Annotated in this window: 15 protein-coding genes; 14 read left to right on the top strand and 1 reads right to left on the bottom strand. The window is 42.3% G+C overall.

All coding sequences use genetic code 11. From position 1 onward, the window contains the following. Positions 1-14 precede the first annotated feature (14 nt). Complete coding sequence (locus ACEN9X_RS28670) at positions 15-2,018, bottom strand: alpha-L-arabinofuranosidase C-terminal domain-containing protein (protein WP_413668399.1); 2,004 nt, start codon at positions 2,016-2,018, stop codon at positions 15-17. Positions 2,019-2,679: 661 nt separating this feature from the next. Between ACEN9X_RS28670 and ACEN9X_RS28665 the strand changes: the two genes are divergently transcribed. From ACEN9X_RS28665 to ACEN9X_RS28600, 14 genes are all read left to right on the top strand, one after another. Further along, positions 2,680-3,864, top strand: a complete 1,185-nt coding sequence (locus ACEN9X_RS28665; RefSeq protein ID WP_413668398.1) for an ATP-binding protein — start codon at positions 2,680-2,682, stop codon at positions 3,862-3,864. A gap of 560 nt (positions 3,865-4,424) precedes the next feature. Then, positions 4,425-5,003, top strand: coding sequence for an RNA polymerase sigma factor (locus ACEN9X_RS28660; protein ID WP_413668397.1), 579 nt, complete (start codon positions 4,425-4,427; stop codon positions 5,001-5,003). A gap of 93 nt (positions 5,004-5,096) precedes the next feature. Next, positions 5,097-6,230, top strand: coding sequence for a FecR family protein (locus ACEN9X_RS28655; RefSeq protein ID WP_413668396.1), 1,134 nt, complete (start codon positions 5,097-5,099; stop codon positions 6,228-6,230). 169 nt (positions 6,231-6,399) lie between these two features. After that, the gene (locus tag ACEN9X_RS28650; protein WP_413668395.1) at positions 6,400-9,684 is read left to right on the top strand and encodes a TonB-dependent receptor; all 3,285 of its coding nucleotides are present in this window, start codon (positions 6,400-6,402) and stop codon (positions 9,682-9,684) included. A 14-nt stretch (positions 9,685-9,698) separates the two neighbouring features. After that, on the top strand, positions 9,699-11,267 hold the full coding sequence (locus ACEN9X_RS28645; protein WP_413668394.1) for a RagB/SusD family nutrient uptake outer membrane protein: 1,569 nt from the start codon (positions 9,699-9,701) through the stop codon (positions 11,265-11,267). Positions 11,268-11,500: 233 nt separating this feature from the next. Continuing rightward, positions 11,501-12,802 carry an alpha-L-fucosidase gene (locus ACEN9X_RS28640; RefSeq protein WP_413668393.1) on the top strand — a complete coding sequence of 434 codons (1,302 nt, stop codon included), beginning with the start codon at positions 11,501-11,503 and terminating at the stop codon, positions 12,800-12,802. Positions 12,803-12,821: 19 nt separating this feature from the next. After that, a complete protein-coding gene (locus ACEN9X_RS28635) occupies positions 12,822-14,894 on the top strand; it encodes a glycoside hydrolase family 2 TIM barrel-domain containing protein (RefSeq protein ID WP_413668392.1) in 2,073 nt (690 codons plus the stop codon). Positions 14,895-15,262: 368 nt separating this feature from the next. Beyond that, positions 15,263-15,841 (top strand): RNA polymerase sigma factor, encoded by a 579-nt coding sequence (locus ACEN9X_RS28630; RefSeq protein ID WP_413668391.1) that lies wholly within the window; start codon positions 15,263-15,265, stop codon positions 15,839-15,841. A 177-nt stretch (positions 15,842-16,018) separates the two neighbouring features. Further along, on the top strand, positions 16,019-17,185 hold the full coding sequence (locus ACEN9X_RS28625) for a FecR family protein (protein ID WP_413668390.1): 1,167 nt from the start codon (positions 16,019-16,021) through the stop codon (positions 17,183-17,185). A 239-nt stretch (positions 17,186-17,424) separates the two neighbouring features. Continuing rightward, on the top strand, positions 17,425-20,859 hold the full coding sequence (locus ACEN9X_RS28620) for a SusC/RagA family TonB-linked outer membrane protein (protein WP_413668389.1): 3,435 nt from the start codon (positions 17,425-17,427) through the stop codon (positions 20,857-20,859). A gap of 9 nt (positions 20,860-20,868) precedes the next feature. After that, the gene (locus ACEN9X_RS28615; RefSeq protein WP_413668388.1) at positions 20,869-22,362 is read left to right on the top strand and encodes a RagB/SusD family nutrient uptake outer membrane protein; all 1,494 of its coding nucleotides are present in this window, start codon (positions 20,869-20,871) and stop codon (positions 22,360-22,362) included. Between the two features lie 19 nt (positions 22,363-22,381). Next, positions 22,382-23,236 carry a DUF4843 domain-containing protein gene (locus tag ACEN9X_RS28610; protein WP_413668387.1) on the top strand — a complete coding sequence of 285 codons (855 nt, stop codon included), beginning with the start codon at positions 22,382-22,384 and terminating at the stop codon, positions 23,234-23,236. A gap of 11 nt (positions 23,237-23,247) precedes the next feature. After that, a complete protein-coding gene (locus ACEN9X_RS28605) occupies positions 23,248-24,684 on the top strand; it encodes a PKD-like family lipoprotein (RefSeq protein ID WP_413668386.1) in 1,437 nt (478 codons plus the stop codon). 22 nt (positions 24,685-24,706) lie between these two features. Then, positions 24,707-25,459, top strand: a complete 753-nt coding sequence (locus ACEN9X_RS28600; RefSeq protein WP_413668385.1) for a basic secretory protein-like protein — start codon at positions 24,707-24,709, stop codon at positions 25,457-25,459. Positions 25,460-25,470: the final 11 nt, after the last annotated feature.

Raw genomic sequence — 25,470 nt, 5'->3', positions numbered from 1 at the left:
GGGATGCTCAGCCGTTACTTTGTTTCCAGTTGAAGAATGGTAATGGAGTATGGCTCAAACGCATAATTAAATGAATTTTTAACTCCATTGAATTTTGAGTTTACAGGTACAATCTTTTTGGGTTCTGTAATGGTATTGGTATCTTCGGGCTTATCCGCCTTCATGGTAATTACCTTAGCAGCCGGTTTAACTTTTGTTGCTCCGTTTAGCTCAAGATCAATGTTTTGTGCCGTCGCCAGGCAGTTCACAACTTTTAAATACACAGTACCTGTTTTACTATCACGGGTTGCAACGTAAAACAATCCGGGATAAGTTTTAGGCTTTACAGATGCCAGTGAGTCTTTGTGGTTCAGTTTCTGAAGCTGGGTAGGAATGCCCTCGCCCTGAATGGCTATTATTTCATCACCTTTGTAGGTATTGAACATTTGCTGTGCGTAATATGATGGTGACCCATAGCTGCTAAGTGTATTATACCCGATAAGATCTGATGCCCATTGCATTCCGCCGGGATTTACGTTAACAAATAAAGGTGCGGAGCATGACATGATAACGATGTCTGAATTACGTTCCATTCCGGTCATCCAGGCCGCATCACCTAATGCCGAGTTGAAATTTGGGGTTGGAGAGCCCTCTCTTGTTGCCCATTCGCCAACAAAAACCTTAGGACCCTTACGGTCATAGTTGTCATAATGGTCGGCATCGCTTTCCATTTCAAATGCATTTCTGTAATAATGTTCATCAACAACATCTGCCTTGCTGGCATCAAACGGGTATCTTGTGCCAAGCCAATCTTTACCGCCCATGGTTGCAACTACCTGCAGGTTTGGGTATTTTGCTTTAATGGCATCTGCAAATTGCTCAAAACGGCCATTGTAACTTGTGGATTTGTCAAAACCATCCTCATTACCAACTTCAACATAATGAAGGGGGAAGGGGGCCGGATGCCCGTCTTGTGCCCTTTTTTTACCCCAAGCGGTGGTGGTATCACCTGTTACGTATTCTATTTCTTCCAGCGCCTCATCAACAAATGGCTTTAATAGCGGCCCTTTTTCCAGATAGTCGCCATTAAGTGCATAGCCCGCAAATACGGCTAACAAAGGTTCCATGTGCAGGTCCTCACACCATTCCAGGTATTCCAGCAATCCCATACCGTCAGAGGAGCGGTATCCCCAGGTGCCCATATGCCCCGGACGATAATCTATCGGTCCTAAGGTTTTTTTCCAATCAAAGCGGGTTGAAAACATCCCGCCTTCAAGATAGTTCCCGCCCGGGAGTCTTAAAAACGATGGTTTCATATCTGCCAGTAGCTGCATGATATCCGGGCGGTTGCCGTTGGTTCTGTTATTAAAGGTAGGAGGGAACAGGGATACAAGCGAGAAGAAATAACTTCCGGCTGTTGCAGGCCTGAGCACAAGCCTTGTATCTGCAGCCGGCTTTGCTGTTTGTGCCGTAGTAAGCGTGTAGGTGAATTTTTTCCATGAACTGCCTATGCCCATAATTTCGGCCTTTGCATAAACTGTTTTGCCGTCAGTTGATTCGATGCTGGCGCTGATAGCTGTTTTCGCAGCATTTTCTGTAAAAGCGTAAAAGCTTCCTTTGTAAGTTGTTGTGGGTTTTACCGGGATGCCCCAGAAACCATCATTCGCAATGCCAGCAGGTGTATTTGCTGAGGTAGTTTTGAGATGAAGACTGACTGGTAAAGCCTGGTTTACCGGGTGTTTGGTATCCAGTTTCATCGATGCACTGTCGCCGTCTGCTTTAATCAGAAACCAATGATCAGCTTTGTCGGCATGATCGCGAAATGCCCTGTTGCGAACAAGTTCCCCGTAAATGCCCCCGTCATATGAGTAATTGATTTCCTCGGTCATTAACCCGTAAAGACGCGGGCTAACATGAGCGGCGGCACGGCTTAAGTCGAGCGTTAGTTTTGGTTTGGTTTGTCCATAAAGCAGCGACGGCGAAAGAAGGCCGTTCAATACAATGCCTAATGGCAAGAGCAATCTTTTAAAAGTTAACATGGTAATAGGTTATATTGGATTTATATATAAGCAGCTTTGTTCGGTGGAATCAACAGGCCCGGGAACTCTTCCTGGCTTGTTGTTTTGGTAATAAATGTTTTTAAAAAACGTTCCAAATCTCACCTCGGAACGTTCATTATTCAACTAAATCTGACCAATCTCATGATCAAATATTTTTATTACAGACACCACCACAGTCCTGTTTCTGTTGTTTGGCTTAATTTATGTTATAATTGTTTTAAATACAATTATAAATTTAATTTGTGATTTTTTTCAATGTTTTTGCATTAAATTTTTGATTTGAATTTATTTACTAAAATAATGATTGTTGTTTTAACATTAATTAAAAGATATGCGGCTTTGCGATTACTATCGTTTAACCTGATTGTTTACAATTTGATTAAGAGCGAAAATAGATATCAGCTAATTGCAGCAAACCCAGATTTTACTAAATTAATACAACATCTGTTCAGGGAGAATCTCGTTGAATATCGTTAGCCTGCCTTTTCTAACCTGATAAGTAGTTAATTGATGAACATTTAAAGGATTTGGAAACAATTACATAATAACGAATCTATGGTAACAATGTATTTGCGCGTTGCTTATAAAATTTAATTAATAAATATTATATATTAGCTTTTGTGAAACCTACAACCGCCTTATGAATAATGTTTATGGAATTAACCTGATACCGGATAATGATACAGAGCGAATTGCAGCGTTAGAACGTTACCAGATCTTTAATTCACACCGGGAGAAAGCCTTTGATAGTATATGCGAGCTTGCATGTGAATTGTTCTCATGTCCCATCAGTCATATCTCTTTTTTGAATGCGGATACCGAGTTTATTAAAGCAGAGGTTGGCCTGAACGGGCTTCAATATGTGAGCCGGAGTGTGGGTTTTTGCTCGGTGGCGATACTTCAGCCTGAATTGCTCCTGGTTGAGGACACGCATAAACACGAACTTTTTGTTAACCATCCTTACGTGACTGATAAATTGCGGATCCGGTTTTATGCCGGGGCACCCATAATTACGCCAGACGGTTATATTATTGGTACGATGTGCCTCATTGATACCGAGCCCCGTTCACTTGCCGAAAAGGAAAAAAAGCTTTTAAAAAAACTTGCGGACGTGGCGATGGAACAAACACAGCTAAGGTTAGATAATCTTTCGTTGTTACAGCAACGGGACGAATTTATTGCCATAGCCAGTCATGAAATGCGCACTCCGGTTACGGCTTTAAAAGCTGCGATTCAGGTTTTACATACCCATCAGGATGGCCCCGTTGGTTTGCAAAAAGCAATGGTTGAACAGGCTAACAGGAGTGTGAAAAAACTTACGTATTTGGTGAATGATCTGTTTGATACAAGCCGGCTTGCCGCGCGAAAATATAATCTCGAAAAAACGTTTTTCGATTTAGGAGAGCTTATTAGTAACTGTTGCGATTTTGTAAAGGTTTCCGGCAAACATGAACTGGATATTGAAGGTGATCTATCCGTTCAAATATTCGCTGACAAGGAAAAAATAGAACAGGTATTGGTTAACCTGGTAGAAAATGCGATAAAATACGCCCCGGATTCCCCGGTTATTTTAATCCGGATACACCAATTGACGGATGTTGTACGCATTTACGTTACAGATAGAGGCCCCGGCATTGGGCCTAATCAATTGCCCCATATCTTCAAGCGGTATTTCCGTTCAGAAAATGGCGCACCCCAGGCCGGGCTGGGGCTGGGGCTATATATCTGCGCCGAGATTGTGAAACAACATGGCGGTGAAATCGGGGTTGAAAGCGAACAGGGGATCGGCAGCACTTTCTGGTTTACGATACCGGTAGCAGCCTGAAGCAATATACAGCCGGATTGGAATATTCATTTACGTACTTCCATAAACAGGTAACAAAGATCCTCTGTTGTTTTCAGGGTTTACACATAGGAGCCCGGATGATGAAATATCTTCAAAAAGGCTGATGAAGAGCACCGCTTACTCTCCAATATATACGTTCAAAGCATTCAAAAATGCTGTTTTTTGTGTATGCAAACGTTTGTTTGAAGTTAAATACAATCTGATATCATGAATAAGCTTACAGGCTTTATTTTTTTTAATAATATCCGTTAAATGTGGTTGACAGATTTATTAAGAGGGGAGTTTTTATATGTTATAACGATATTTTTAGTAGTTGTACCATAAAGCTGAGCAAGGAGCATCCATTTGAACACAAACGTTTGCGGAGTGTTTGTGACCCTTTAATTTTCAGAAAGGAAAACCGATAACCTAACTTCCAATATTCTTTAAGATTTAATAACAAGCCGTTAATGATTTGATCATGTATTGCGTTATGCCAGCCAATGCTGATTAAAGCTACGCTTTTGCTAAAAACGGACCGTGTTTTAAAATATTAGGCAATGACAGGTTATGATAATTTAACAGATAATGATCTGATCGTTCTGCTAAAAGAGAGCGATCATTTAGCCTATGCACAGATTTACGACCGTTATAAATATATCCTTCACGCGCATGCGGTAAACAAACTTCGTGATAGGGAAGAAGCCATGGATATTATCCAGGAGGTTTTTACCTATTTATGGGCAAAGCGGCAGCATATTGAGTTTACAGGAAATTTACCCGGTTACCTGTATGGGGCCGTTCGGAATGCCATATTAAATAAAATAACCCGCGGCCAAGTACAGGAAAAGTATCTTAATTCCATGAAATCGTTTTCACTGCGTGAAAGTGTGGTAGCCGATTACAGGGTGCGGGAAAATCAGTTGAAGGCGCATATTGAAAAAGAGATAGCGATGTTGCCGCCTAAAATGAAACAGGTATTTGAACTGAGCCGAAAAGAACACCTGAGCCATAAAGAAATTGCCTGGAAGCTGCAGATATCAGAGCAAACAGTAAGTAAGCAGATCACCAACGCCCTGCGGATCCTGAAAGTAAAATTGGGTATCCTGGCCTGCCTGCTTATGTTATTATATCGTTAATTCCCTTCAAAAAAATATTTCAATTTCTTCTACCTGTTCTCGTTCCTGACATTTCCTTACTAATAATTAAGGCATTAAAAACCTTTAATGAGGATGGAAGAACGTGAATTAAATGAATTGCTGGCACGCTACAGGGCTGGTAATGCCACTCCCGAAGATAAAGCTTTTTTAGAAAGCTGGTATCGTGAACATAATGAGGCATCTCCATTTTTAATGGATGATGAAGAACGTGAAAATGATGTTGACGAGGTTTGGGAGCGCATAAAAAAGGATCCAGGATCTAATAACCGATCATATTTATGGTACGGCATGGCTGTCGCGGCCTCGTTGGCCATATTTGTTTTGGTTGGTGGTTATTTCTTATCGTATAAAAAAGGGTCGGAAACATCTGGCCGCTTAGCCAGTAATGACGTAGCACCCGGGAAAAATCAGGCTACCCTCACGCTGGCAAATGGTAAAAAATTGATATTAAGTCAAACGCTTAATGGCCAGCTTGCCAATGAAACCGGGGTCACCATTAGTAAAAACAGCAAGGGTGAGCTTATTTATACCACAAGTCACAATGCTAAACCTACCGGCTCTGTAATGCAATTTAACACCCTGAGCACTGCTATGGGCGAACAATACCAGGTTGTATTGCCCGATGGTACCCACGTTTGGTTAAACGCAGGTTCTTCGCTTAAATATCCCGTAACATTTGCAGGTAATGAACGCCTGGTAGAGCTAATTGGCGAAGCCTATTTTGAGGTGTTTCATAATAAAGCGGCTCCGTTCAGGGTAAAAACCCGGCAGCAGTTGGTAGAAGTATTAGGCACACATTTTAATGTTAACGCTTATACCGACGAAAAAGCTACTGCTACCACATTAATTGAAGGCTCGGTGAAGGTTACAGCAGCGACAAATCATCAAAACATAGTTATTAAGCCCGGGCAGCAGTCTACAGTTAGTACCCGTATTTTGAATGTTGAGGAAGTGGATACCGACGATGCTGTTGCCTGGAAAAACGGATACTTCCAATTTAGTGATGAAAATTTGGAAAGCATCATGAAAAAAGTATCCCGCTGGTATAATGTTAAGGTTGAATTTAAAGATAGATCTCTGCAGGCCTTGAATTTTAGCGGTACGGTATCAAAGTATAAAAATGTATCGCAGGTTATTAAAACGCTTGAGCTAACTAATGTAGCCCATTTCAAGGTTCAGGATAATGTGATAGTTATAACCAATTAACCCATAAACCAATTAACCAAATGAACAAGAAGCAGAAATTCCCATAAAAAGCTAAAAAGACCGGGTAATCAGTCATGAAAACAGGGGTGTTGGAAGCACCCCTGAAAAGTCATCTGATTAAACCGAACAAGTGTGTCGAATACCATTTCTAACTTAAACAGATACCCAAATGTATAAATTTTACCCTGAATTTTTACGTTGGCTGCAATGCCGCGTACCAGAATTACTGTTGATGATGAAACTTACCATTTTTTTATTATTTGTCACGATGATGCAGGTAAGTGCTTCATCTTTTGGCCAAAAACTTAATCTCACACAAAAAGATGTGACATTAAAACAGGTTTTTAAACAAATAAAAAAACAAACCGGCTATGACGTACTGTACCAGGCCGGTAAGTTGAACGCTTCATCAAAAATTGATGCCAGATTTGTTAACGCATCTTTAGATGAGGTTATTAAACAATGCTTGCTGGGCACAGCGCTTGATTATACGTTCTTCGAAAAAACCATAGTGATTAAAGTTGCCGAAAAACAGGATGAGAACGTGGTCGTTCAGCCTTTCCCTGTTATTAGTGTTTTAGCCAATATCAATATAAAAGGTACTGTGGTTAATGCAGCGGGGCAGGTACTTCCGGGTGTTACCATCAGGGTACAGGGTGGTAACAGGGGCACAGTTACCGATGCCGAAGGAAAGTTTGAACTGAAAAATATCCCGCCAACCAGTGTACTGGTTATTTCATCAATAGGATACGAGGATCAGCAGGTGCCTGTTGCTAATCAAACTACATTAACCATCACGTTAAAGGAAAGTTCAAAGGAACTGTCGCAGGTGGTAGTGGTAGGTTATGGTAGCCAAAAAAGAAGTGATGTTACCGGTTCAATCACCTCTATATCAAAACAACGCCTGGAGAATTTACCGGTTACCAATATCCTGCAATCTATTGAAGGCTCAGTTTCCGGAATGAACATAACTTCAGGGTCATCTGCACCTGGTTCTGTAAGCTCTATCTATGTACGTGGATTGCATTCTATTACAGCAAGTAATTCGCCGCTGGTTGTTTTGGATGGAGTGCCCTATAATGGTTCATACAACGATATCAATACCAATGATGTTGAATCGGTGCAGGTATTAAAGGATGCTTCAGCTACAGCTATTTATGGTACCAGGGGTTCAAATGGTGTGATCATCGTAACCACAAAAAGGGGTAAAACAGGCAAGCCGGCCGTACAATATAGCGCATGGGCTGGTCCCGAATATATGGCTCATGAAGTGAAGCCAATGGGGGGCGCCGAATATGTACAGAAAAACCTGGATTATGACGCGCAAGCTGGTAAAACCCCGGCGCCTGTACCTAATTTGTATGAACAGGATAATTATAAGAATGGAAAGGAAACCGACTGGATCAAGGCAATTTCGCAGCAGGGTTTTATTCAAAATCATTCCCTCAATGTATCCGGTGGTACTGCCGATGTTAAATATTATGTTTCGGGTGATTATACCCAGGAAAAGGGCATTTTAAAGGGCTACCAGTTTCATCGTTTCAATATCCGCTCAAATCTTGATGCCAATATAACATCATGGCTTAGTGCAGGGGCCAACATGTTCTTCAATAACAATAATTACGATGGCGGTAAATCCAACCTGTATATGGCTACCACCATGAGTCCGTATGGACAGGAATATAATGCACAAGGTGGTTACCAGATCTACCCGATGTATCCGGAGGCATTATATACCAATCCGTTATTGGGGCTTTATCAGCCTACTATTAACAGAAACAGAACCTGGAACGGTAACTTTTATGCAGAGGTTAAACCGGCTTTTATTAAGGGCTTTAAATACAGATTAAATACGGGTTATGCTTACAACCCAGGTATGAGCGGCGATTATACAGGCAGAAACACTGGCGATGCTATTGGCCATGCTACTGTATCTAATTCAGAGGTAAACCACTGGCTCATTGAAAATATTTTTAGTTATAACCGGAGCTTCGGCAAACACACTATTGATTTTACCGGCCTATACAGTTCGCAAAAGGACTATACTTTTACCAATACGTTAAATGCCAATACCTTCATTAATGATTTAACCAATTTTTATAATGTAGGGTCGGCGCAAATTCAGCAAACTGCATCAAGTTATACACAAAGCACTTTACTATCGCAAATGGTGCGTATCAACTACAGCTACGCCGGTAAATATTTACTGACCGCTACTGCCCGTCGTGATGGTTTTTCGGGGTTTAGCGCTGCCCATAAATATGGTACTTTCCCATCTGTTGCCTTAGCCTGGAACGTAAACGAAGAGTCATTTCTGAAAGGAATATCTTCTATATCACAATTAAAGCTACGTGCTTCGTACGGTATATCGGGTAACCAGGGGGTATCATCCTATAATACCTTAACTACATTGGGCTCAACTCAATATATTTACGGCAGTACTACCACTGTTGGCTTAGTCCCAAGCGCTATCGGTAATGGCAATTTAAAATGGGAAAGTACCAAAGGCCTTAATATCGGCGTTGATTTTTCTATTCTCAGAGATCGTATCACTGGTTCTATCGATGCGTATGATACCAAAACATATAACCTGCTGCTATCCCGTAAAATCCCTTATATCACCGGATATACTACCATATTGGATAATATCGGTAAAACTGCCAACAAAGGTATTGAGTTTTCCATCACCAGCAGGAACATCAGAGGAACTAATTTTTCATGGGAAACCAACGTCAATTTCTCGGCCAACCGGAACAAATTGGTTCAATTATACGGCGATAATAAAGACGATATCACCAATAATCTTTTCCTCGGCAAGCAATTACAGGCTGTTTATGATTATAAGCTAATAGGCATATGGCAAAAAGGAGACGATTTTACTGTTGACCCCAGCGCCAAGCCCGGCGACCTGAAGTTTGCCGATTTAAATGGCGATGGCAAGATCAATACTGCTGATCGTACTTATCTGGGTTCAAGGCTGCCTAAATACATTGCCGGCATGACCAATACGTTCAGGTATAAAAACTTCACTTTAAGCGCGTTTATACAAACTTTTCAGGGGGCACTTAAACCCAATCCTATCTATGATTACAGGGATCAGGCAGGGCGTATCAATCTTCCGGCAGGGATAGGTTACTGGACTGCAGCTAACCAAAGTAATACCCGGCCATCATTGAGCTATACCAATTCAAGGCAGTATACTTATCCGGTTTCGGGCTCTTATACCCGTATTAAGGATGTTACCCTAAGTTATAATTTCCCAAAGCAGATGCTTGAGGGATTAAAAATAGCCAATTTTCAGGTTTATGCCAGCGGACGCAACATCGCTACTTTCTCCAAATGGTTAGGCTGGGATCCCGAAACCGATTTTTATAATTACGCCGGCAATCAAAGCAGCTCGTTCTATCCCCTGGTAGCCACTGCGGTTTTAGGTATCAACATTACTTTACAATAATTAAAAACTAAATCATGAAAAGATTATTTTCATTGCTTCTCATAGGTATAACAGGAATGCTTGCATTTAACTCCTGTAAAAAAAGTTTTTTGGACGAAGACATCCGGACGCAGTATACACCATCTACGCTAAAAGATGTTTTAAGCTTTGAAGCAGCGGTAACCGGGCTGCAAAAGATAGTAAGAGACCAGTATGAGGGCGATCAGGGCATAATAGCCCTGCTGCAAACCGGTACGGATGTGGCCCGTAACGGTCAAACAACATCGGCCATGGCCCCGTACGAAACTTATTCGCAGCTAAATTCGCAGGATGCGGCCTCACTTAGCTTCTGGCGCTGGGGATACCAGGTTATCAATGCCTCAAACGTAATTATACAGGCGGCACAGTCTGGCAACACGAGTTTAACTACGGCACAAGCTAATGGCTACATAGCCGAGGCAAAGTTTTTCAGGGCTTATGCCTACAATTTTTTGTCGACATTATTTGGGGGCGTGCCTTTAATAACTGCGCCAATAACCGCCCCTAAAACAGATTATGTAAGGGCTCCTTTAGATACCATCATCAATTTACAGATCAATGACCTCAATTTTGCCGCTGCAAATTTGCCCGATGCCGCCCATGTTACTGCCGAAGGCCGCATTAACAGCGCCGCAGCCGCACAATTGTTGGCTATCACTTATCTGCGGGCCAATAAACCAGCCCTTGCAGAAACCCAATTGAGCAAAATAATTACCGGCGGTGCTTACAAATTGGTAAGCAATCGTTATGGCATTAATTCGCTGTTGCCAGGCGATGCTTTTTCTGATATGTTTATTTATGGTAACATGCGCCGCAGCCAGGGAAATACCGAAGCAATCTGGGTAGTGGAAGAGGCTAATATCCCCGGCGGTTACAGCCCGACAGATCAGCACCGAAGGGTTTGGGTGCCGTTTTATGTAAACATTCCGGGTATGCTGGTTGCCGACTCGTTAGGAGGGCGTGGTATTGGCCGCATCAGGCCTACCAACTGGTGGACATATAGCTTGAATTTGAATAACGATATGCGGAATTCCCGCTACAACATTCAGCGTAAGTATTACTATAATGACCCGGCATCAGCTAATTACGGAAAACCGGTTGTGGTTACTTCCAACACCGATACCATTCAAAATATATACGCACATACCACCAAATGGAACTCATACACCAGCGCCGATCCATTTGGCACTATCACCTATAAAGACCGTATTTATATGCGCCTTGGCGAAACCTACCTTTTACTGGCCGAAGCCCAGTTTAAGCAAGGTAATACAGCCGGAGCGGCTGCCGATATCAATATGCTCCGTACCAGGGCTAATGCGCCGCAGGTACAGGCATCGGATATTGATATGGATTTTATTTTGGATGAACGAGCCCGCGAACTGATAGGAGAGGAAGACAGGCGTATAACCCTGATGCGGACCGGGACTTTGGTAGAAAGGGTGAAAAAATACAACCCAACCTCCGCCGGTTCTATCAAAGATTATAATATGCTGCTGCCTATCCCGCAATCAGAAATTGATGTAAATAAAGGAGCGACCTTAACACAAAACCCGGGATATTAAAATTCAGGCGGTCTTAACCTGAGTTAAGACCGCTTGTTCAATTAAGCATAAGAGATATTAGTGATGAAGCGAGGAGAGCTGGTATGATGAAAAAGATATTATTGATTATAATTACCGCATGTTGTTCTCTTTTGGGCAGAAGTGTACATGCCCAGGAGGTAACATCTCCGGAAAAAAAGATAATCCAACTGCAACACGGCGCCCATAGGCTGGGGCGTCGAAGCGATGCTGACATGGCCCGGTGGAGGGCTTATGGTTTAGGGCAGTTTATACATTGGGGCTTATATTCAATACCTGCCGGCGAATGGAACGGCAAAATATATAACGGCGCGGCCGAATGGATCAGGACCTGGAAAGAAGTATCGCCGCAGGCTTATGACTCTTTAATTTACCGGTTTAACCCAGCAAAATTCAACCCGGATTCATGGGCCGCAGTGGCTAAGCAAATGGGGGTGAAGTATGTTACCATTACCACCAAACATCACGATGGATTTTGTTTATGGCCCAGTAAATTCACCGATTTTACGGTAGCTAATTCGCCTTATAAAAAAGATATTATCGGTCCGCTGGTAAAGGCTTACGATAAACAGGGGATAGATGTGATATTATACTTTTCCGTTATGGATTGGCACAATCCCGATTGGCAGTATGATATCAAAACCCGTGATGATAGCATCGCCTTTAATCGTTTTAAACAATTTACCCGTAACCAGCTGCTTGAGCTGTTAACGCGGTATCCATCGGCTAAAGGACTTTGGTTTGATGGTACCTGGGATAAATCATGGGTTAAACAAGCGGCTTTTGCCGACTCTTTGGAAACCGAAATGCGAAAACTACACCCGGGTCTGATCATAGGCAGCCGCTTTCGGGCTGATGAATATGGTAAACGCCATTTCGACTCGAACGGTAACCTGATGGGTGATTACGAGCAAGGCTGGGAGCGCAAAATTCCGGAAAAAATAACGGACGTTCACGGCAATGACTGGGATTGCGTAATGACTATTCCCGAAAATCAATGGGGCTACGCCAAAACATGGCAGGGGCATATAAAAACCGCCGACGAGTTGCTGGAGATGCTGGCTAAATGTGTTTCGCTGGATGGTAATTTTGTACTCAATTTTGGCCCTAAGCCTGATGGAACCCTGAGAGCAGAAGAACTTAGCCTGGCTAAAGCCATAGGCGATTGGATGGCCGTCAATAAAGAGGCTATTTACAGCGGAGAGTATGCTGGTTTCATTAAGCAGGATTGGGGTTATTTTATAAAGAGTACCGCGAGCAACAAAATATATATGCTGGTATTCAATATACCTGTGTCGGGATTGTTAAGGGTAGTCACTCCATCACATACGGTGATCCGGAAAGCGTATGGCCTGGATAATGCGGCTTCCAATTATACGCCTGAAGAAATAGGCGCATCCACATATTTTATTCACCTTAATCAGCAAACAACTCCTAAAAAACCTTTTGTTATTGTTTTAGAAACAGGTGAAGCGGCAAAAGGCCAAACCGGTGGCTATGAAAAAGCAAAAACCTAAGCAGGCATTATAAATGAATATGAAATATAATTGTGTAAAATACCTTTTGTTATTAATTACAGCCGTTTGCTTTAACAATGAACGCAGCGCCGCGCAACAAATTCCAGCAACTTCCCGCCAGCTTATACCTTTTAATCAGGACTGGCAGTTTAAAAAGGCTACCTATAAAACTAACATCGCATTAGCTACTGCCGACTGGCAAAACGTCTCCGTTCCGCATACCTGGAATAATAAGGATATCCAGAAAGGAAAAGGTTTTTATATGGGCGATGCTTTTTACAAAAAAGACTTTAAAGCAAATAACGACTGGAAAGGCAAACGTGTTTTTATTCGTTTTGAAGGGGTGGGTACAGTTGCAGATGTATACGTAAATAATAAACTGATTGGGGAGCACAAAGGGGCTTATGCTGCTTTTTGCTTTGATATCAGTAACTCGCTGCGGTATGATACGGTTAACACTATACTGGTAAAAGTAAATAATGAAGAACGGCCGGACATTATTCCCATTAATAATAAACTGTTTGGTGTGTATGGAGGCATTTATCGCCCGGTAAACTTAATTGTAACGGGTAAAATCAATATCAGTACAATTGATTATGCTTCGCCCGGTATTTATATTAAACAGGATGTAAATGCCAAAAAAGCTAACCTGAGCGTAACTGCTAAAATTGAAAACAAAGAGGCCCAAATACAGGAGGTAACCGTGAAAACGATAATCAGGGATAGGGGCGGCAAAATAGTAAAAGAAGTACAGCAAAGCGAACTGGTGAAGCCGCAAGGTATAAACATAGTTGCGCAGCAATTATCATTAAACAACCCTCATTTATGGAACGGCCGAAAAGATCCTTATCTGTATTCGCTTACTACATCAATTATTAAACAGGGAAAAACAATTGATGAAGTTACCCAGCCGCTGGGGCTAAGGTATTTTTCAGTTGTGCCAGGCAAAGGATTTTATCTTAACGGGCAGCCTTATCGTTTATATGGTGTTTGCCGCCACCAGGAGTGGCAGGATTATGGGAGCGCCCTGAGTAATGAGCAGCATAAGGCTGATCTGGATATGATTTATGAGATAGGGGCAACTTCCATCCGTTTTGCACACTATCAACAGGCCGAATATATTTATTCCAAATGCGATAGTATGGGCTTTGTGATTTGGGCCGAAATTCCATTTGTAAACGCAGTATCAACCCAGGAAGGGGAGAACGCTAAACAGCAGCTTACCGAATTGATAAGGCAGAATTATAATCACCCGTCAATTTACAACTGGGGTTTGCACAATGAAGTTTATTCCAGCTCGGCAGATGGTTTTGTGCCGGTTTTAACACGTGAGCTTAATGATATTGCCAAAACGGAAGACCCCGGTCGTTTTACCGCGAGCGTGAGTGGCTACGGGGAAATGGACCGCCCCTCAAACCTGGCCGCCGACATTCAGGGTATCAATCGGTATTACGGCTGGTACGAAGGTAAAATACCTGATCTGGAAGACTGGGTTACCGGACTGGAGAAAAATTATCCCGATCATAAAGTTGTGCTCTCCGAGTACGGAACGGAGGCTAACGTAAACCAGCAACAGGAAAATGTTGGCGAAACGGGCGATCCGGGTGCTCAATTTTGGCCGGAGACCTATCAAACCAAATTTCATGAAATACAATGGGGTATTATAGCCAAACATTCTTACCTGGTAGCATCATATGTTTGGAATATGTTTGATTTTTCGGTACCATCGGCAAATGGCGGTGGCGTACCTGCCCGTAACATGAAGGGATTGATCACCTATGACCGTAAAATAAAGAAAGATGCATTTTACTGGTATAAGGCTAACTGGAGCGAGGAGCCAGTACTTTACATCAGCGGCCGCCGGGATTCGGTAAGGGTTGAGGCTACAACAACTGTGAAAGTGTTCTCCAATTTAAAAAATGTTAGCCTGTATCTTAATAATCATAAAATTGCCCAGCCTGAAACGGGGACTACCCGGTATGATCTTGTTTTTAAAAATGTACATCTGCAGCCCGGGGCCAATGAGTTAAAAGCAGAAGGATACCGGAATGGTAAATTAATAACAGATCATATTACCTGGCATTTGAAATAGTAAGTGAACTTGTTTGCGGTGGAAAGTGGCAAATATGCGCAACCTTTATCGAAAGATGAAGGCTGCGCATTAATTTTTAAGGCCTTTCCTTGTCTTTTCGTAAAGCGCATAGTAATATTAAAGTTTGTGGTTGATCTCACTTATTGAGATGTTTTTTTTTCTGCGGGTCCCTGACCAAAATACCCAGGATAAAACGGTCAGGCCCGCTCTGTTTTTGACGTTTCGCAACTAAAATTAAGCTAACGTAAACCTGCCGGTTTTATTTACCGGATAATTTCTATATTTGGATTTAGCGCATAAACTAAGCATTAAACCACCATGATGTTTGTGTAAACTAACCTGGAATATATAGGAAATTTAAATAACACATGGCTCCCCTTGATTTATCAGCCGACGATACCGAACTTCTGATCCTAATTAGCAACGGAAATAAGTCCGCTTTTGATGCTTTATATAACAAGTACTGGAAACAGGTTTATAATGCGGCATACAAAAGGCTCAATGATGCCGAGCGCGCGCAGGATATAGCCCAGGATGTTTTTGTGCAGTTATGGGTGCGGGGCTCCAAATCGCCAATTGAAAACTTACCGGCTTATTTGCTGGTTGCGGCCCGCAACGGGGTTTTCAAATACATGGAAAAGGAGTCGCGCTATGCAGCGCTGCCCGATACCGCCCAGGAAATTGAAAGCCCTTTAGGTCGCGCTGATGCCAATGTACTTCATGATGAATTTTTGAGAGCCTTTAATGAGCTTATAGATACTTTACCACCTCAGCAGCGCATTATATTCAATTTGCGCTTTAATGAAGGCCTCTCAAGCCAGCAAATTGCCGATCAGTTGGAAATCTCACCCAAAACAGTCCGTAATCAGATGGGGAAGGCCCTTGCTACACTTCGTAAATCACTTTTCTTACTCCATGTATTGCTTTATTTTTATCAAAGAGGTTGATAAAACGTTTTTTCTTTAATGATAATGCATTATTTTTATCAATAATGCCGATTGCTTATCGATGTTTCATTGTTTTGACTTTAAACGTACATTATTTTTAAAGAAAACATTAAAAATATTTTCAATTAACATGGGCTATTTTCATTTTGCCGACTCATGTATATATAAAGGATGTAAATGGACGAGGCGAACAAACAATATTTTATACAAATACTAACAAAATACAGGCTTGGCGAGGCTACTCAGGAAGAGATTAAATTCCTGGAGTCGTATTATAACCTGTTTGATTTAAACGATGACCTCATTACTGATGAAAATGAGGCCGACTACCTGTATCTGAAGGATGCCATTAAAGCAAACGTTGATGAAAGGATAGCACAATACGAAAAAAAGCCGGTTATGATGCCTTCAAGATCTGGCTGGATCAGGTATGCCGTGGCCGCCTCAATTCTGTTGTTTATTTCGGTTGGTGCTTACTTTTTTATTCATAACAATCATAGGGCCGATAATTTTGCGGCAAATACTTATAAAGGTATAATGCCCGGCACTAACAAGGCGACGCTCATTTTAGCCAACGGTACAACCATATCGCTTGATGATGCTGCCAATGGGCAAATAGCTAAACAGGCCGGTGTAAAAATCAGCAAAACAGCCAATGGTCAGATAGTTTATCAGGCCGATGCAACAGGGCAGGATCAAGCTGCTCAAAATACCGTTACCACACCTAAAGGCGGTCAATACAAAATCATCCTGCCGGATGGTACCAACGTATGGCTTAACGCAGCATCGTCAATAACTTATCCAACCGTGTTTAAAGGAGCAGAGCGTGAGGTAATACTCAACGGCGAGGGCTACTTTGAAGTGGCAAAAAACAAAGCAATGCCATTCAGGGTAAAATCGGCCTTGCAAACTATTGAGGTATTAGGTACGCATTTTAATATCAATGCTTATGCCGATGAAGCCCAGGTTAAAACCACGTTGTTGGAAGGTTCGGTAAAGGTGACATCGGCAACAAGCTCAATGCTTATAGTTCCGGGCGAGCAGGCGCTAATAAACCGTACAGGTAATGGTGCTATCAGCAAACAACAGGTAAACATTGATAAGGAAGTGGCCTGGAAAAACGGCGTATTCTCATTTGCAGATGAGGATATTCGCGAGGTGATGCGCCAGGTTAGCCGCTGGTATGATATTGATGTGGTTTATGAAGGCGATATGCCAGTGGAGAAATTTTTCGGTGAAATTTCAAGGAGCAGTAACCTGGCCGATGTTTTCAGGATCCTGGAGCTTAACAACATGAAGTTTGCGGTGGAGGGCAAAACGGTGAAGGTATCGTACAGCAAATAATATTTAACCTTAACCTTAACCTTAAACTTTATACTTACTTACAACTAAACAAACTAAATGCTAATCACTAAAACAAAACTTAATGGATAAACAACTACGATAAATCTCAGACCAATCTCATATTAACAGACCAAAAGTTAACCGGAAGCCTCTCACCGCTTCCGGTTTAAAATAGGTCAGGCAGCACAAGATGTCGAAGCCCTGAGCTGCATTTTATTAACCCAATCTTATTCAAAAATATGAAATTAACTTTTCTTTACAACACCGTACGTGCAATACGGGGGGTAAAGTGCAAATTCTTATTAGTATTGAAACTCACCACTATACTATTGCTTGTTGGCGCGTTACACTTATCCGCTGCAAGTTATTCTCAAACGGTGACTATATCTGGTAAAAGTAAAAGCCTCGAATCGGTTTTTAAGGATATAAAGCGTCAAACCGGCTATTTGTTTTTTTATAGCGAGAAAGTGAATTTAAAAGGCAAAACAGTTGATGCCGATTTTCATGACACGCAGCTTGTTGATGTGCTTAATGCGTGTCTTAAAGATTTTGATCTGAGTTTTACCATCGTATCTAAAACCATCGTAATTCAAAATAAGATACCTGAGCCGCGGCCGGCGCCGGTTGCGCCTATGAACAAGATTCCGGTGAGTGGGCGTGTGTTGGATTCTGTAAGTAAAACCACTTTACCAGGCGTAAACATTGCTCTTAAAGGGGGCAGGGGAGTAATAGGCCAAACCAATGATAAAGGGGAATTTAATGTACAGGCAGATGCAGGGCAAACATTAATATTCTCGTTTATGGGCTACAAGTCGGCAGAAGTTAAGGTGGTAGCAGGCCAATCGATTGTAGTGAAGCTTTTGCCTGATATTAATAACATTAAAGACATTGTGGTAACCGGTTACCAGATTATCAAAAAAGATAATTATACCGGTAATGCTATCACGGTAAGCGGTGCTGATTTGAAGCGTAATAACCCGCAAAACGTAATCAAAAGTATAGCCTCGTTTGATCCGTCGTTTAAAGTACTTGATAATAACCTCGTAGGTTCTGATCCTAATAAATTGCCAAAGATCAATGTGAGGGGTGCCACAGCTATTCCTTCCATAAGCGATGATATACTTGATCGTAATAACCTTTCAAGCAATTATAATCTGCCGGCATTCATCCTTGATGGCTTTGAAGTATCGCTTCAAAAAGTAGTTGACCTTGATATCAACCGTATTGAATCAGTTACCTTATTAAAAGATGGTGCCGCTACCGCGGTTTATGGCTCGAGGGCTGCCAATGGTGTAATGGTTATTACTACTAAGGCTCCAGTTGCAGGAAAACTGCAGCTATCATACAATTACGAACTTACCTTCAACGGCCCCGATCTGTCCGATTATCATGTGCTTAATGCTAAGCAAAAGGTAGCCTATGAACAATTGGTTGGTTTATATGATACCCAAACATCTACCAGCGGTGATACAAAACAAGATGAGCTTGACGCTCAGCTGTTCACGCGATTAAAAAATGTAGCGAGTGGTGTTAATACTTATTGGTTGTCGCAGCCTTTAAGAAATGCCTACCAGCAAAAACATTCGGTATACGCGCAGGGTGGCGATCAATCGTTCAGGTATGGTATCGATCTGCGTTACCAGACCCAGCCTGGTGTTATGAAAGGCTCTGACAATACACGGTACAGTGGAGGGGTTGATTTTACCTATAATCCAAGTTCAAAGCTTATCATCAGGAACGATTTGACCATCACTCAAGTTAACCAGGTTAACTCTCCTTATGGCGATTTTTCGACCTACGTAAATGCCAATCCATATTTCCCAATAAGGGATAGCACTGGCAGGCTGGTACAGGAACTGGCCAACTGGCGTGTAAACACCGGTCGTACAGGAACTGATCAATATGTTACCGAAAATGTATTTAATCCTTTATATGAAGCCAGCTTGAGTAGTTTTAATAAGGCTGCTTACACGGAAATATTGGAATCATTCTCTGCCGACTATAAAATAACCAAAGGGTTGCGCTTAAGAGCGTTAATGAGCGTTAACAAAACCAATTCAACAACCGATGCCTATGTATCGCCGCTAAGCAGTGTTTTTTACAATTATGCTTTAGATAAGTTGAATACAAGGGGTACTTATGACTATGGTACCAACGCCAGCCTTAATCTTGATGGTAACGTAACCATAAATTATAACAAGCAATTGGGCGATCATTATTTCAACCTCGTTTTGGGCGCTAATATTTTGGCTTCAAAGTCCGATATTAAATCGTTTTCGGCACAAGGTTTCTCAAATGACAGGTTTACCAATATTGGATTCGCCCGTACTTATAAAGAAAATTCAGGCCCTTATGGCGATGTGACAAAAACAAGAACAGCAGGCGCTTTCTTTTCGGGCAACTACGCGTTCCAAAATAAATATCTTTTAGACGCATCAGTTAGGGTTGACGGTTCATCTGCCTTTGGGGCCGACAGGCGTTACGCCCCTTTTGGGTCCCTGGGTATCGGCTGGAACATTCATAAGGAAAGCTTTTTTCAGGGTTCGAATGTAATAAGCCAGTTACGCCTTAAAGGAAGTATCGCAACGCTTGGTTCTATCAGCTTCCCTGCATACCAGTCACGCTCAATTTATTCGTATGATACGCAAAACTGGTATTCAACCGGTATTGGCGCTACCATATTGGGCTACGGCAACAGCAACCTGGAGTGGCAAAAAACCCGCACTTCTGATGTAGGTATGGATATAGGTTTGTTTAAAGACCGGATAGTTATTTCGCCACGATACTATTACAAACTCACCAAAGGACTGATCACCGATATCAACCTTGCGCCATCAACAGGTTTTACCACCTATAAAGATAACCTTGGCGATATGTCCAACAAAGGTTATGAGCTTTACCTTGTAGCACAGGTTTTTCATACATCCGACTGGAACATTAACCTGACAGGTAACCTTGCCCATAACGTTAACAAAATAGTGAGCATATCCGATGCGCTTAAAGCTTTCAATAATAACATAGATAACTTCCAGACCAATAAGGATAACAACGCGTTTTCAACGCCGCTAACCCGGTATGTTGAAGGTAAATCACTGAACACCATTTATGCAGTGAAATCATTGGGTATCGATCCTGAAAACGGAAAAGAAATTCTGGTGAAAAAAGATGGTACCCTAACTTATGTGTGGGATGTTAAGGATGTACAGGATGTAGGCAATACCACGCCCAAGGCCGAGGGATTTTTCGGCAGCACGGTATCATACAAAAGGTTTATGCTGAGCTTCAGTTTCCATTACCGTTTTGGCGGGCAGGCCTTTAACCAAACGCTTATCGACAGGGTTGAAAATGCCGATCCCCGCTTTAACGTTGATAGCCGCGTATTGGAGCAACGGTGGAAGCAACCGGGCGATCATACATTTTTCAAAAACATTACCGACCTAACGGATACCTACGTGTCATCACGGTTTGTACAAAAAGATAACCTGATCGAGCTACAGTCGCTTTATCTGTCATATGATTTTATGCCAAAGGCCATCCGCCGTTTGGGGCTTCAAAATCTGCGACTGGCGGCCACGGCCAACGATGTTTTCAGGGCTTCAACTATTCAGGCAGAGCGGGGTATCAATTATCCCTTCGCCCGCAGCTTAACATTTTCATTACTGGGTTCATTTTAACACATAACCATGAAGAGATATTTAATTTTTATAATCCCGTTGCTAATGTTTACATCATGCAAAAAGTTTTTGGATGTACAGCCAGAATCTGATGTAACCAAAGAGCAGCTGTTTACCACCGAAGATGGTTTTGAGGAGGCGTTAAACGGTGTTTATACCAGGTGCACCAAACCGGATATGTACGGTGGCAACCTCACGTTCAGTAATCTGGATATCATGGCGCAGAACTATTCGTTCTCTAACACCGATTTTCAGAAGATCGCTTCTTTTCAGTATAGCCAAAGCATCTTAAAGGATAAAAACAGCCAGATCTGGTCGGCGGTTTACAGCGCTATCGGCAACTGTAACGAGATACTGCAGGTGATAGATAAGCAAAAGGCTGTGTTTTCAGGTAACAATTACGCCATCATTAAAGGCGAGGCACTTGCCCTGCGCGCGTACCTGCATTTTGATCTTTTACGCATGTTCGCCGCTTCGTATAAATACAATCCAAATGCTAAAGGCATTCCATATGTAACTAATGTCAGCATTAAAAGCACACCGTTTTCATCGGTAGGCGACGTTATTAATTATGCAATTATTGATCTGCGTAATGCACGTACGCTGTTAAGCAATACTGATCCTATTATTCCTGCCGGGTATGTTGTTGGATATCCTAACAAAACCTATCCTGATGGTTATACGGGCCTTAAACAAACAGAAACTACCAGCAATACCCTGTTTTTACAAAACCGCAGACATAGGATTAATTATTATGCCGTATGCGGCGAACTGGCAAGGGTTTACCTGTACAAAAATGATTATCAGAATGCACTCTCCAACGCTAATGATGTAATAACCTCCAATAAATTTCCGTGGACTCAAAAAGATGATGCTTTTAACAATAACGTTGAGCAAAAAGACAGGATATTTTACAACGAGCTGGTATTTGGCTGGTATGCCCCGCATGCTAACGACAACAATGCGCTTGTTACCCTGTTCAGTGCTACAAACACCGCTCAGTATCAGCCAACACCGCTGCAGTTAGATAATATCTATGAAAAAAGCACCGTAGGAGCTGAGGATTGGCGCTACAGGCAATGGTTTTTTACGGCTACAGATGTAACGCCCAATCGAAGTTATCTGGTTAAATATTTGGTTAACAGTTCGCCGCAGGTAAACCTGCACCCGTTAATGGCGCCGTCTTTTCGCCTGGCTGAAGCCTACTACATAGCAGCCGAAGCAAGCTATGATAGTAACCCGACAAAGGCCATTGAGTATTTAAATACAGTACGAACCCATAGGGGTATTATCGACTTATTGCCGAATACTTTGGGTAAATCAGCTTTTATGAATGAGCTGGTTAAAGAAGCCCGTAAGGAGTTTTACGGAGAGAGTCAGATATTTTACATGTATAAACGGTTGAACCTTGATATAGTAGCGGCCAGCGGCCAGATCTATCCGGCATCAAACAGTATTTACGTGTTCCCGATCCCTGACGATGAAACAGCTTACAATAATTGATCTCATACCATTTTTAACAATGAAAAGAAATATATTTTTTGTTTTAGTGGTCGTTGCAGCCCTTTTCGGTTGCAAAAAAGACCAATTACTTACATATGGCTCCAGGGATAATATTTACCTGAATTACAAGGATAAGGACGGTAACCAGGATACATCGGTATTAACCTATTCTTTCGCCTACAACCCAACCCTGGCGCAGGATACCATTTGGGTACCGGTCATAATTTCGGGGCAAAGGTCAAAAACTGAACGAAAGTTTGCGATAACCGTAGTTGATACAGCCACCACGGCCAAAGTTGGATTGCATTATGAAGCGCTTAAGCCATCATATATTATGCCTGCCGATTCGGGTACCGTAAAGGTTCCGGTGATCATCAAAAACAGCGACCCGGAACTTGCAAATAAATCGGTTGTTCTTACCATCCTTGTTTCGGGTGGGCAGGACTTTAATTCGTCGTTGCCAGTAGCGTTGAGGATGCGATCCATCCTTTATTCATCACGTTTGGAACAGCCGGCCTGGTGGATTTACTGGATGGGTAACCTTGGCCCTTACAGCAGGATAAAACACCAGTTGTTCCTGATTTCTTCGGGTACTACCGATCTGGTTGATATGTCAAAACCAAATGCTTATCTCCAGATCCCGCGCACATTGTATTACATAGATAACGTGCGGACCTTTATTAATGATCCATTTGCCTGGGTAGCAAGATACCCGGAAAAAGGTTATGTACTTACTAAGCGGGCCGACGGAAGTAATGATTATGATTTTTATAATACTTCTTCGCCCGATAAGAAATTCTACCTCAAGTATTACGTGCAGGCAGACAAGTACTTCTTTGTTGACGAAAATGGGCAACAGGTTATTATCAATTAAACACTTAGGTCATGAAATTTAAATCGATAGCTATATTGGCGCTCATAACGGTATTTTATACTTCATGTAAAAAAGACCTGGGCAATTATATATACTCGCCACCTTCAGAGCCGGTAGTTACCGGCATTAATAACGCCACATTTGCAGCCCTGCTGGGCGATACGCTCACCATAAACCCCAAAGTTACCCTTGCAGGTGCCGATCCCTTAAAGGATCTTGATTTTGAATGGCACATCACCGTGCAGGAGGAACTTCGTGAGGCGGTTTACAAAGGTTACCCCTTGAAAATAGTTTACAATTTAGGTCCGGGCGATCGTGCGTGTAAGCTTACCATTACCGATAAGCAGAATGGATTGTTTTACAATTTTCCTTTTAAAATAACAGGCACAACCCAGTTTTCGGCGGGAAGCATAGTGCTGAGTAATGATAACGGGGTTACCAAACTATCATTTGTGAAACCGGATAAAACGGTGTTGGGCGATATCTATAAATCACTTAATAAAGACGATTTGCCTATCAATCCGGTTGAGCTGTATTATTCAAAACCATTGCCTTACCAGCCTAATACCAAAGAGGAATATTGGGTGCTAAGCAACGATCCTAATAAAAGCGGGGTGGTGCTTAATGCCAGTACCTTGTTAAAACGGACAGATTTTGCAGCACAATTCTTCTCGCCGCCGGCTGTTATCAATACAGGTTACCTGGAGCCGTTTTTAGGACCTGTACAAATGGGAACAGTGCCAACGGGAGTTATTAATGGTAAGCTATATGTAGGTGTGTCCTCAACAGCTCCGTTTGCTGACGACTATGGCAAATTTGCCAACGAACAGGGCGGCGATTATACCATGTCGAAATATTTTACGCACGGCAGCTCATTTTTTATCGGTTATAATGTTAAAGGAAAAGCCTTCATCACCTTTGGATCCGATGGTACTTACTCTGGCACCAATTATAAAATTGATACTGCAAGTACCGGCTTTGATCCTAAAAATGTAGGATACGATAATTTGTTATTCATGAAGCCCACCGAAGGGGGCCCTTCCTACGCTTTCTTTAAAACTTCGACGGGTACAATAACCGAACTAAGTTTTAGCTACCCTATGGGCGATGACCGGACATTTAAAGGCCTGGGCAAACGCACATTTAAAGGCAGCGCCTTAATTGATGATGATACTAAGTGGGTGGAGAACAGCTTAAACGTGTTTTATTTTTCATCAAAAGGGAAAATATACCGCTATAACCCAATTAACGAGGATATAAGACAGCTCGACGCAGACTTTGGCGGTAAAAAGGTATCCATGATCAAGATCAGCTTGGACGATAACACCCTTACCGTAGGGGCCGGCGGCGCAGTTTATACGCTTGATGTTAGTGTTTCTAAAACCGGCAACATCACCAAAACAATAACCGGTATACCTGGCGAACCAATAGACATAGTGATCAGATAAGAAAGTAACCTATAAAAACCATATGAAAATATTAAATAACAGCATGAAAGTTTTTGTGTTGATGGCCACAGTCATGACTTTAACCAGCGCATGCTATAAAAACAAACTGGCTGATGATCAGGATCAACCGCAGGTTAAGCCCGTTTTTCATGACTACCTGTCGCAGGATTCGGTAACCAAAGGCCCATATACCCTGATCTTCACCAATTACTCGCCCGATTTTGCTACAGATGCCGGTAACAAAGTAAAAGACAGGGTGATTGACGCCTTTTTTAAGGTTTATCCCGAGGAGGCATCAATTTATAATCCCAAAACGGCTACAAAGGTTCATTTCAACATCGATCCATCGTACACCGGTGTTGCCGAAACCGGGAATGCCATCGTGCGCATTAACCCCAAATGGATGCTCGCCACGCCTACAGACCTCGATGTGGTTACCCATGAGGTAATGCATATTGTACAGGCCTATAAGGGAAGTAATCCCGGTTGGCTGGTTGAAGGAATTGCGGACTACGCGAGGTACACCCTTGGGGTTGATAATGCAACCGCCGGCTGGTCATTGCCCGCTTATAGCGCAGATCAAAACTATACAGGCAGTTATCGCATAACCGCCCGTTTCCTGGTTTGGCTTGATAAGCATGTTAAAGCTGGTATAGTAAAAAGCCTGGATGCAGCCTGCCGCGATAATACTTATTCAGATCAAACCTGGAAAACCTTAACAGGCAAAACGGTTGATGAGCTTTGGGCTGCTTATAGCCAAAATCCGGCCCTTTAATAATTCAATAA

The sequence above is a fragment of the Mucilaginibacter sp. Mucisp86 genome (assembly GCF_047324315.1).
Classification (GTDB): Bacteria; Bacteroidota; Bacteroidia; order Sphingobacteriales; family Sphingobacteriaceae; genus Mucilaginibacter.
The sequence above is the reverse complement of the archived record's forward strand: the minus strand, read 5'-3'. Positions and strand labels throughout refer to the sequence as shown.